This is a genomic window from Gaetbulibacter jejuensis (assembly GCF_039524015.1).
GTDB lineage: Bacteria > Bacteroidota > Bacteroidia > Flavobacteriales > Flavobacteriaceae > Gaetbulibacter_B > Gaetbulibacter_B jejuensis.
The window spans coordinates 109318-120619 of record NZ_BAAAGF010000005.1; the positions used below are offsets into that span (position 1 = coordinate 109318).

Consider the following 11302-nt stretch of genomic DNA (forward strand, 5'->3'; position numbering starts at 1 on the left):
TTTTTTTCTTTTAGTTAATATGTTTTGAAAGGCGTAAAATATCACCAAAAACACCTCTTGCAGTAACTTCAGCGCCTGCTCCAGCTCCTTGAATTACAATAGGATGTTCGCCATACGATTCGGTGAAAATTTCAAAAATAGCATCAGCTCCTTTTACTTGCCCTAAAGCACTATCTTCAGGAATTGACACCAATTTCACTTCTAGATTGCCTTTGTCTTGTTGTAAATCTCCAGATAAATCACCAACATATCGCAGTACATGATTTGGTTGTTGAGTATCTTTTATATTTTGAAATTCTGAATCAAGAACATCTAATTGCTGTAAAAATTCTGCAACCGAAATATCACGATATGCTTCAGGTATTAAATTTTGAACAGCAACATCATCAAACTCGTTTATTAAATCCAATTCGCGAGCTAGAATAAGTAGTTTCCTTGCCACATCATTTCCTGAAAAATCTTCACGTGGATCTGGTTCGGTAAAGCCTTTATCAATCGTTTCTTGAACAATGGTGCTAAATGGTTTATCCTGAACTGAAAAGTTATTGAACAAGTAACTTAACGTTCCTGAAAACACACCACGAATACGTGTAATATTCTCACCAGATTCATGCAACAATTTGATAGTATCAATTAGCGGTAAACCTGCGCCAACCGTCGTTTCATATAAATATTGCTTGTTATTTTCTTTTAAATGTTGACGTAAATCTGCATAGAAATCATGCGAAATGGTATTGGCAATTTTATTAGACGATACCAAGTCGAAACCTGCTTCTACCAATGGTTTGTAATTCTCATGAAATACTTTACTTGCTGTGTTATCAACAGCAATAAGATTTTCAAAATGATGCGCTTTAGCAAACTCAATAACATCTTGAATGCTATAATTTTCTTCAGCTGAAGTAATCTCGGTTTTCCAGTTTTCTGAAACGCCATGTTTAGCCAATAATAGTTTTTTAGAATTGGCAATGGCGAACACATTTAAGTTAATGCCTTTACGCTTTTCAATCTCTGTTTTTGATTTTAAAATTTGATTAATCAAAGCGCCACCAACCAATCCGTGACCAAAAATAGCGATGTTTATCTTTTTTGAAATTCCGAAAATTTCACCATGAATTACATTTACAGCTTTATGTAATTGTGTCTTTTTAACCACCAAACTCACATTACGTCCTGTAACCGTATTGTTGAACAACAACGGTGTAATTTGATTTTTAATTAACGCATTGAATGGCTTGTGAAACGAACTTAATTCGATACCAATAATAGAAATCACCGCAACGTCATCTACCACTTCAATTTTATTGACATCTTTTGAGTAGAAATCGGTTTCAAACTCACGTTCTAAAGCAATAACCGCTTGTGTAGCTTGTGTGGAATTTATCACCAAACCAATACCTCTTTCAGAAGATCCTTGAGATACAATACTCACACTAATTCCGTAATTGCTCAACGCCTTAAAAATCCTCGCATCAACACCAACTTTACCTAACAAACCACGACCTTCTAAATTTATAAGCGCAACATCTTCTAGAACTGACAAAGACGTAACCTCTTTGTTGCTTGATTTTGATGTGATTAACGTCCCTTCATCTTCTGGATTGAACGTATTTAAAATACGAAGGTTGATATTCTTTTCAACTAGCGGAATAATGGTTTTAGCGTGTAAAACGCTTGTACCGAAGTTCGCTAATTCGTTAGCTTCGTTAAAGGATAATTCTCTAATTTTTTGTGCATCTTCTACCAAATCTGGATTTGCTGTATAAATACCATTTACATGTGTGTAGTTTTGTAATTCTTCGGCATCTAAATAGTTTGCCAATAATGACGCTGAATAATTGCTTCCATTTCTGCCCAACAAGGTCGTTTCTCCATTTTGATTAGAGCCGATAAACCCAGTTACAACGTTTACAGTTGTACCATTATAGCTTTTAAAATGCGCCAAAACATTGTCTTTAGATTGCTTATCTTGAGGTTGTGCATTTATATAATCAGCATCTGTTTTTATCAAAACTCTGGCATCTGTTGGGTTAGCATTAATATCTTTTGATTTTAATAATTCTGAAATCAATTTCACAGATAATAATTCGCCATAGGATAGTACTTGCGCTTTAATTTTATCGCTATAATCACCAAGCAGCTTAACGCCTTCAAAAATATTGTTCAATTCTGAAAATTCTTCAGTAAAATCAATACTTGATAAAGGTTCTGTTTGATAACTTTTAAACGTTTCAAAAGCAGCTTGATAGTCTTGTTTTTTGGCAGCTTTCTCCAAAATGGCTTCCAAAGTATCAGTTGCTTTTCCTCTAGCCGAAACCACAACCGCAATACGCTCGCCTTCATTTACTTTATGCTCTATAATTGACAACACGCGGTTTAATCCGTCGCCATTAGCAAGCGATTTCCCTCCAAATTTTAATACTTTCATTCTTTTATTTTTGGTTTCAGGTCTAAAAATGCCTTCTATAATCTGTTCTAATTGTTCAAATTCTATTAAAAATGCATCGTGTCCGTGACTGGAATGAATTTCACTATAGGTCACATTAGGATGCGTTAATGCCAATTGGCGTTGTGTTTCGCGGTTTTCTTCAGCGGTAAAAAACAAATCAGAATCTACACCAACAATGGCAATGTTAGATTTTATAATATCCAATACATTTACATTATCGCCTCTACCACGCGTAACATCAATGGTTTTTAGTAATTGATTCATGAGTTTGTAAGCCGATAGTTGAAAACGCTCTTGCAGTTTTTTTCCGTGATGCAACAACCAACTTTCCACATTAAAGATTTCTAAATCGTCATTTTTACTACGTTGAAAACGCTCTTTAAACGATTGTGGCGTTCGGTAACACAACATGGCATGCATACGCGCATCGTGAACCGGATTGTTTGAGTTCACCAAGAATTGCTCTTGAATTTGACAGTTGGCAATCAACCAATCGGTAGATTTCCAGTCGGTTGCCACAGGAATTAAATATTCGGCTAGATTTGGTGACAAAAACGCCATTTCCCAAGCAATTCCACCACCAAGCGAACCTCCAATTAGCGCAAAAAGTTTATCAATTTGTAATGCTTTTAAGCCTAAAAGAAATATGTTCGCGATATCTCTTGCTACAAAATCTTTATAGTTTTCAACCGCAAATCCGTCGTAACCATTTCCTGGTATATTGAATGCTAAAATGGTATATTTTTGAGTATCGATAACTTTGTTATCGCCTATTAAATCTGTCCACCAACCATCTTTACCAGCAACATTACTATTTCCGGTAAGTGCGTGATTTACCATTACAATGGGTGCTTCTCCTAAAGGTTTTCCAAAGGTTTGATAAGACAATTTAATTGTAATGCTCACATTGCTTTCTAGCAAGACATTGTCTAATAAAACATATTTAAGTTTGCTCATGTTTGATTTATAAATTTTAAAAAATCAAAAAGTCAAAACACCTCTTTTGTGAGGACTTAAATAGAATATGTTAAAAAGAAATTACGTAATTACAGGACTGTAATTAGTTTTGTGTTATCTATCTAATTGAAATTTTCGATTATACTCAAAATAACAAAAAGTAGAATTTAGCACCTTCTTAAATAAAGATTCCTATTTCCACAGGAATTTAAGGGTTGCCAAGGTTTCATAGGGTCTATTCCCTCCACCTTTCTTGATAACATTTCAATAAGTAATTTGAACTTTGTGAGTGCAAATATTCAGTTAGAAAATTTTAATATCCAAATAATTTTGATTTTTTTTATAAAATCTCTTTAAAAAATCAGGCGTATTGTTCTAAATATTTCTCTTTAATAATCTGTGCTACAGGCTTGTTTTCAATCTTACTTTCTAACCAAGAAATAATATCAAGATACAAAAATGCACGACGCTCATAAGGATGATTTTCGTATTGCTTAAGCTGTTTATGAAACTTAACAAATGCTTTTTTAATATCATGCGGAAAAATATCTTGAAGCCCTCGAATAAACCTAATCATTTCTTTTTGAACCTCGTTTAAATCATTAATCTTCAAAAGATATTTATAAGTATCTCTTAATAAACGCTCCAAATGATAATCTAAACCTTCTTCATAATGCGCCACAACGTTTAAAACACGTGAGAAACACTGTAAATCCTCACGCATAGAAAGCGATTTATTAGAAATTATCTTATTTAAATAATGAATACATTCTCGATTATTTCCTGCCCCAAAATGCATACTCGCAAACTTGTAATAGAAAATCATGGTATGGTGTTCATCTATTCTATCTTGATATTTTGGTAGTGCTTTTTCAATTTTAGGAATTAACTGCAAGCCTTCGTGAAAACTACCATCTACAAAATAGTAATTCACACTATTTACATTGTAATACAAGAATGATAAGGCTTCTACATTTTCATCTTTATTAAATGATGGTGTATTGATAATGTCTTCAAATTTATCGAGGTATTCTTTAAATTTATCTTTGTTTTTTATGTAAAAAAGTGACTCCAACAAATAGTTATTTCCTTTTATAAAAAACACAGGATTTAGGTGAATCATTTCTGGATTTTGTTCAAAAAGAGACACCCATTTTAAAGCAAATTTATAGCAGTTTAAAAAATCTTGCATTAAAAAACTATACCACAAATAGGCTTTATACAACCATAGTTTTTCTCTAAAACCTAACTGTGAAATGTCATATTTAGGTAATCTGGCGTTAAAATAATCTTGTATTTCTTTAGCATCATCTTGGTTTTTGGCGTAACCAAATTTTAGGAAAAGTCCGTATAACTGCAAAGATAAATTTGAGAGTTTACTGGCAATCACATTGGCTTGACTCAACTCTTTGGCTTGTATTGTAAGTTCATCTGCACGACCACTTATACTACGTGTAATATACTGTGATTCAATAACCTTTTCCAGCTCTACAATTTCATAAGCTAGATTTTTCTCTTCATGCTGTATCGCAACATCTTTAGCTTTATCTAGAATTTTCAATGCCTGCTTGTACAAACCTTTATGATACAAAATAGACGCAAAATCCAGCTGTTCTCTTATTTGAGAACGTGTGTTTTGGTGCGATGGACTCAAACGCAAACTAATTAAAATTTGCTTGTACAAATGCGCTTTTACATTAGCTAATTGCTGCTTTTTAATATTGGCATTTTTTAAAATAGCAACCTCATCATACGATGACAACTTATCCATAACATTAAACAAATTCAAAAATTTTGAATCATCATTCACACCCAATCTGCCAACATACAATTTAAATTGGCGTTTTTCAGATTTGGTCATGGATTTTACCAACGAAAACAAATTATCTTTTTGGTCTTTAGTCATCAAACAAAATAAATATTAACTAATTGAAATACAGTGTTGTAAATTAAAATAATGCGTTTGAACATCGTAAACAAAGTTGCGAGTTTATACGCTATCATAAATCCAAAGTATAAATTCGTAAGACAATACAAAAATTTATTTTTTAATGTCTAAAGATAAAGTACAAATTTTCGATACAACACTTCGCGATGGTGAGCAAGTACCAGGTTGTAAATTAAACACAAGTCAAAAACTGGTTATTGCTGAACGATTAGACATGTTGGGTGTTGATATTATTGAAGCAGGTTTTCCTGTGTCTAGCCCTGGAGATTTTGAAGCTGTTGCTGCCATAGGAAGAATTGTAAAAAACGCTACCGTTTGCGGATTAACACGTGCTGTTGAAAATGATATTAAGGTCGCTGCCGAAGCTTTAAAAACAGCTGTTAGACCAAGAATACATACAGGAATAGGCACATCAGACTCACATATAAAATTCAAATTTAACTCTACGCGCGAAAAAGTTTTAGAACGCGCTTATAATGCTGTAAAATATGCCAAATCGTTTGTAGAAGATGTAGAGTTTTATGCAGAAGATGCTGGACGAACTGATAACGAATTCCTTGCTAAAGTTTGTGAAGTTGCCATTAGTGCTGGAGCAACGGTTTTAAATATTCCTGATACTACAGGCTACTGCTTACCTAGTGAGTATGGTGCCAAAATAAAATATTTAAAAGAACATGTAAAAGGCATAGACAAAGCTATTTTATCTTGTCATTGCCATAACGATTTAGGATTAGCCACAGCAAATTCTATAGAAGGTGTTATTAATGGTGCTCGCCAAATAGAATGCACTATTAATGGTGTTGGCGAACGTGCTGGTAACACAGCTCTTGAAGAAGTCGTCATGATTTTAAAACAACACCCTTATTTAAATTTAGACACAAGTATTGTAACACAAGAACTTTATGGCATTAGCCAATTAGTACAAGAACAAATGGGTGTTTACTCTCAACCTAACAAAGCTATTGTTGGTAGTAACGCTTTTGCTCACAGCTCTGGAATTCATCAAGATGGCGTTATTAAAAACCGTGAAACTTACGAAATTATAGACCCAAAAGATGTTGGTGTTACCGAGTCTGCCATTGTACTTACAGCTAGAAGTGGTCGAGCTGCTTTAGCGTATCGCGCAAAAAATATTGGTTACGAACTAACCAAATTACAGCTTGATGATATTTATCAAAACTTCTTGGTTTTTGCAGATAAGAAAAAAGAAGTCAATGATAGCGATATTCATCAAATTATTGAAACAAGCAACGTGTATCAACAAATCATTTCGGCTTAATTAAAAAAGAGTACCGCTTTCGCGGAAAACAACTATGGGAAAAACATTATTCGATAAAGTTTGGGATACACATGTGGTCGATTCTATTGAAAACGGCCCTCAAATTTTATATATAGACAAACATTTAATTCATGAAGTTACGAGTCCTCAAGCATTTAATGAGCTTGAAGAACGTAACATTCCTATTTTTAGACCAAATCAAATTGTAGCAACTGCAGATCACAATACACCAACACAAAACCAACATTTACCAGTAAGAGACGAATTATCCAGAAACCAATTAAAACAATTGGCTGAAAACTGCGATAAAAACAACATTACACTTTACGGTCTTGGTCATAAATACAACGGTATTGTTCACGTTATGGCTCCAGAACTTGGTATTACGCAACCTGGAATGACTATGGTTTGTGGCGATAGTCACACCTCAACGCATGGTGCTTTTGGAACCATTGCCTTTGGTATTGGCACAAGTCAAGTTGCACAAGTTTTTGCTAGTCAATGTTTGCTTTTAACAAAACCTAAAAGCTTACGTGTTTCTGTAAACGGAACCCTAAAACCTGGTGTATTACCAAAGGATGTTATTTTATATATCATTTCAAAAATTGGTACAAATGCAGGTACTGGTTATTTCTGTGAATATGCTGGTGATGTTTTTGAAAACATGAGTATGGAAGGCAGAATGACTGTATGCAATATGAGTATTGAAATGGGAGCTCGTGGTGGCATGATTGCACCAGACGAAACTACTTTTGCCTATGTAAAAGGGAAAGAATTTGCGCCTCAAGGAGAAGCCTTTGAGAAAGCTGTTGCTTACTGGAAAACACTTCCTACTGATACCGATGCTACTTTTGATAAAGAATATACGTTTGATGCTGAAGACATCGAACCTATGGTTACTTATGGTACCAACCCTGGAATGGGTATAAAAATAAATGCCAAAATCCCAGATTTAAGCGATGCTTCTTTTGAAAAGTCTCTAGAGTACATGGACTTTAAAAAAGGAGAACTTATGCTAAACAAACCTATTAACTACGTGTTTATAGGAAGTTGCACCAACTCCCGAATTGAAGATTTTAGAGTTGCTGCCAACTATATAAAAGGTAAGCAAAAAGCACCAAATGTAACTGCTTGGTTAGTTCCAGGAAGTAAGCAAGTAGAATCTCAAATAGAAGAAGAAGGCTTAAAAACAGTATTTGAAGCTGCTGGTTTTGAATTAAGACAACCTGGTTGCAGTGCGTGTTTAGCTATGAACGATGATAAAATTCCTGAAGGCGAATACTGTGTTTCAACATCAAATAGAAATTTTGAAGGTAGACAAGGACAAGGCGCAAGGACTATTTTAGCAAGTCCACTAGTTGCCGCTGCAACTGCTGTAGAAGGAAAAATTGTTGATGTCACTAAAGCGTTAAGCCTAGAAGAAGAATTGATTTAAACATGGAAAAATTTACAACTTTACATAGTACTGCCATTCCGTTGGAAATTGAGAATATTGACACCGATCAAATTATTCCAGCGCGTTTTTTAAAGGCAACCGACAAACAAGGTTTTGGCGATAATGCATTTAGAGATTGGCGTTTTGATAAACAAGGAAACATTAACGAAGCCTTTGCTTTAAACAACCCAAAATATCATGGTAGCATATTGGTTGCTGGAGATAATTTTGGTTGCGGCTCTAGTCGTGAGCATGCTGCTTGGGCGCTTGCTGGTTATGGCTTTAAAGTGATTGTTTCTAGTTTTTTTGCCGATATTTTTAAAGGCAATGCTTTAAACAATGGTTTGTTGCCATTACAAGTTTCTGAAGGGTTTTTAAAAGATTTGTTTGAGGTTATTAAAACCAATCCTGAAACAGTATTAACCGTGAATTTAGAAGCGCAAACCTTAACTGTTGATGGTACAAATTTGCAAACCGATTTTGACATTGATCCTTACAAGAAAACTTGTATGATTAATGGCTATGATGATATTGATTATCTATTAAGTAAAAAAGAACAAATAGAAGCTTTTGAGCTATCGCGTTAGCGATTGAGGCATTTGTTGAAGCTCTCCAGATGGTTACAATCTGGAAGCGACTGCCGAAAGCGCGACCCTTGTGGTAACGCCCAAAAAAGCAACAAAATAATAACTAAATAAAGAGAGCAGTGTGATTTGCTTTCGAAGGAAATGACTATGAAATTAAATATTGCAGTTTTATCAGGAGATGGTATTGGTCCAGAAGTTACAAAAGAAGCCATCAAGACATTGAAAGCGATAGCTCAAGAGTTTGACCATACGTTTAATTTTAAATCGGCTTCAGTTGGCGCTATTGCTATTGATGAAACTGGAGAACCGCTTCCTGATGCTACGCTAGATTTGTGCAAACACAGCGATGCTGTATTGTTTGGTGCCATTGGCGACCCAAAATATGATAATAATCCTAATGCAAAAGTGCGTCCGGAACAGGGATTACTTAAGCTACGTAAAGAGCTTGGTTTGTATGCAAACATTAGACCTGTTAAGGCTTACGATATGCTTTTAAGTCAGTCGCCATTGAAGGAAGAAAACATTAAAGGCACTGACATTAGTATTTATCGTGAATTGACTGGTGGTATTTATTTTGGCGAAAAACAATTAAGTGAAGATGGTAATATCGCTTCAGATTTGTGTGAATATTCTCGTGAAGAAATTGAGCGTATTACGCATTTAGCTTTTAAAGCTGCACAAACAAGACAAAAAAAGGTAACACTTGTTGATAAAGCCAATGTATTGGAAACGTCTCGTTTATGGCGCAATGTTGTAAAACAAGTTGCTGAAGACTATCCTGATGTAGCATTAGAGTTTTTATTTGTAGATAACGCTGCGATGCAATTGATATTAAACCCAAAACAGTTTGATGTTATTTTAACCGAAAATATGTTTGGTGATATTATTAGTGATGAAGCCAGTGTTATTGGTGGTAGCATTGGATTATTAGCTTCGGCATCGGTTGGTGATAAACACGCGATGTTTGAACCTATTCATGGATCGTATCCGCAAGCTACAGGAAAAGGTATTGCAAACCCTATAGCCTCTATTTTATCGGCTGCTATGTTACTTGATCATTTTGAGTTACATGAAGAAGCTGAAATGGTTAGAGAAGCTGTTGAAAAATCGTTACAACTAGAAATCACAACACCTGATTTAAACAGTAAAAACAATACTATAACAACAAGTAAAGTTGGAGACTTTATTGAAGACTTTATTAATAACCCTAAAGATAGTAACCTAAATTTCGCGAACATTCATTTGGGTCAATCTACTATTATTTAGAGTGATTAATTATTTTGATTAAAATCAGAAAAGCACCTCCAAAGAGGTGCTTTTTTTATTCAGGAAATTTATTTTTTATCTCTTCCAAACATAAATTACCAATACTTCCAATGTGTGTATGCTCTTTTGAGGTGTCAGGCTTGTAGGTTCCGTTCTGTACGTCGCCACCAATTTTTTGATAAGCTTCTCTAAAACTCATACCGTTTTCAACTAGTGTATTGATGTTGTCAACCGTAAATAAATATTGATATTTCCCGTCGTTTAAGTCAATAGATTTTACGTCTATTTGTTTTATAGAATAGTTGAAAATCTCTAAAATATCTTGTATATCCATAATGGCTGAAATCATATTTTCTTTTAATAATTGGTAATCTCTGTGATAACCACTTGGTAGATTATTAGTAATCAAAACCATTTCATGATGTAATGCTTGAATTTTATTACTTTTTCCTCTAATCAATTCGAAAACATCAGGATTTTTTTTGTGAGGCATTATACTACTTCCAGTAGTTAACTCATCTGGAAAACTTATAAAGCCAAAATTCTGACTCATATACAGGCAAATATCCATCGCAAAACGCGCCAATGTATTGGCTAAACTACCTAAGGCTAATGCAATTGTACGTTCGCTTTTTCCACGACTCATTTGTGCAGCAACAACGTTATATTTTAAAGTTGAAAACTCTAAAAGCTGTGTAGTTAATTGTCTGTCAATTGCAAATGAACTTCCGTAACCAGCTGCAGAACCTAGCGGATTTTGATCAACGGTTTTTAACGCTGCATCTAATACATATACATCGTCAATTAAGACTTCTGCGTAGGCTGAAAACCATAACCCAAAAGATGATGGCATCGCAACTTGTAAATGCGTGTAACCTGGTAATAGTGTTTTTTTATATGTTTCAGATAACTCTAAAAGCGTTTCAAAAAAGTCTTTTGTTTTCGATTTTATATTGATTAATTCGGCTTTGTAAAATAGTTGTAATGCTACCAAAACTTGATCGTTTCTAGATCGTGCTGTATGGATTTTTTTACCAACATCACCATAGGTTTTAGTGAGTTCAAATTCAATTTTTGAATGTACATCTTCAAACTGATTGTCTATGGTAAATGTTCCGTTTTCAATTTGTGATGCTAAATCTTGAAGTCCTTTTTCTAATTGTTGTAATTCTTCAGTTGTTAAAACACCTATGGATTGTAACATTTTAGCGTGCGCTAATGAGGCTTGCACGTCGTATTTTGCAATATGTAAATCGATTTCTCGATCGTTACCAACCGTAAATTGTTCTATTTTTTTGTCTATGCTAATTCCTTTATCCCAGAGTTTCATAATTTATTCCTGCGAAAGCAGGAATCTCTGCTTTCTTTTTAATTAAACTTT

General features: G+C 34.2%; 7 protein-coding genes and 1 riboswitch. Of the genes, 4 read left to right on the forward strand and 3 right to left on the reverse strand.

Going from position 1 to position 11302, the window contains the following annotated elements:
• Positions 1 to 10 precede the first annotated feature (10 nt).
• Positions 11 to 3406, reverse strand: coding sequence for a bifunctional aspartate kinase/homoserine dehydrogenase I (gene thrA / locus ABD011_RS14550; protein WP_343799425.1), 3396 nt, complete (start codon positions 3404 to 3406; stop codon positions 11 to 13).
• A gap of 129 nt (positions 3407 to 3535) precedes the next feature.
• Positions 3536 to 3669: riboswitch (SAM riboswitch) on the reverse strand.
• Positions 3670 to 3767: 98 nt separating this feature from the next.
• Entirely contained in the window at positions 3768 to 5312 is a 1545-nt protein-coding gene (locus ABD011_RS14555) for a hypothetical protein (protein ID WP_129761094.1), read from the reverse strand.
• A gap of 145 nt (positions 5313 to 5457) precedes the next feature.
• On the opposite strand from ABD011_RS14555, the gene ABD011_RS14560 reads away from it, so the two are divergent.
• From ABD011_RS14560 to leuB, 4 genes are all read left to right on the forward strand, one after another.
• Positions 5458 to 6633 (forward strand): 2-isopropylmalate synthase, encoded by a 1176-nt coding sequence (locus ABD011_RS14560; protein ID WP_134200873.1) that lies wholly within the window; start codon positions 5458 to 5460, stop codon positions 6631 to 6633.
• Between the two features lie 34 nt (positions 6634 to 6667).
• Positions 6668 to 8068, forward strand: coding sequence for a 3-isopropylmalate dehydratase large subunit (gene leuC / locus ABD011_RS14565; protein ID WP_343799428.1), 1401 nt, complete (start codon positions 6668 to 6670; stop codon positions 8066 to 8068).
• A 2-nt stretch (positions 8069 to 8070) separates the two neighbouring features.
• Positions 8071 to 8655 (forward strand): 3-isopropylmalate dehydratase small subunit, encoded by a 585-nt coding sequence (leuD, locus tag ABD011_RS14570; RefSeq protein WP_129761097.1) that lies wholly within the window; start codon positions 8071 to 8073, stop codon positions 8653 to 8655.
• Positions 8656 to 8802: 147 nt separating this feature from the next.
• Complete coding sequence (leuB, locus tag ABD011_RS14575) at positions 8803 to 9921, forward strand: 3-isopropylmalate dehydrogenase (protein WP_343799431.1); 1119 nt, start codon at positions 8803 to 8805, stop codon at positions 9919 to 9921.
• Positions 9922 to 9976: 55 nt separating this feature from the next.
• Here the strand turns inward: leuB and argH are convergent, their stop codons facing one another.
• Positions 9977 to 11251 carry an argininosuccinate lyase gene (gene argH, locus ABD011_RS14580; protein ID WP_343799433.1) on the reverse strand — a complete coding sequence of 425 codons (1275 nt, stop codon included), beginning with the start codon at positions 11249 to 11251 and terminating at the stop codon, positions 9977 to 9979.
• Positions 11252 to 11302 lie beyond the last annotated feature (51 nt).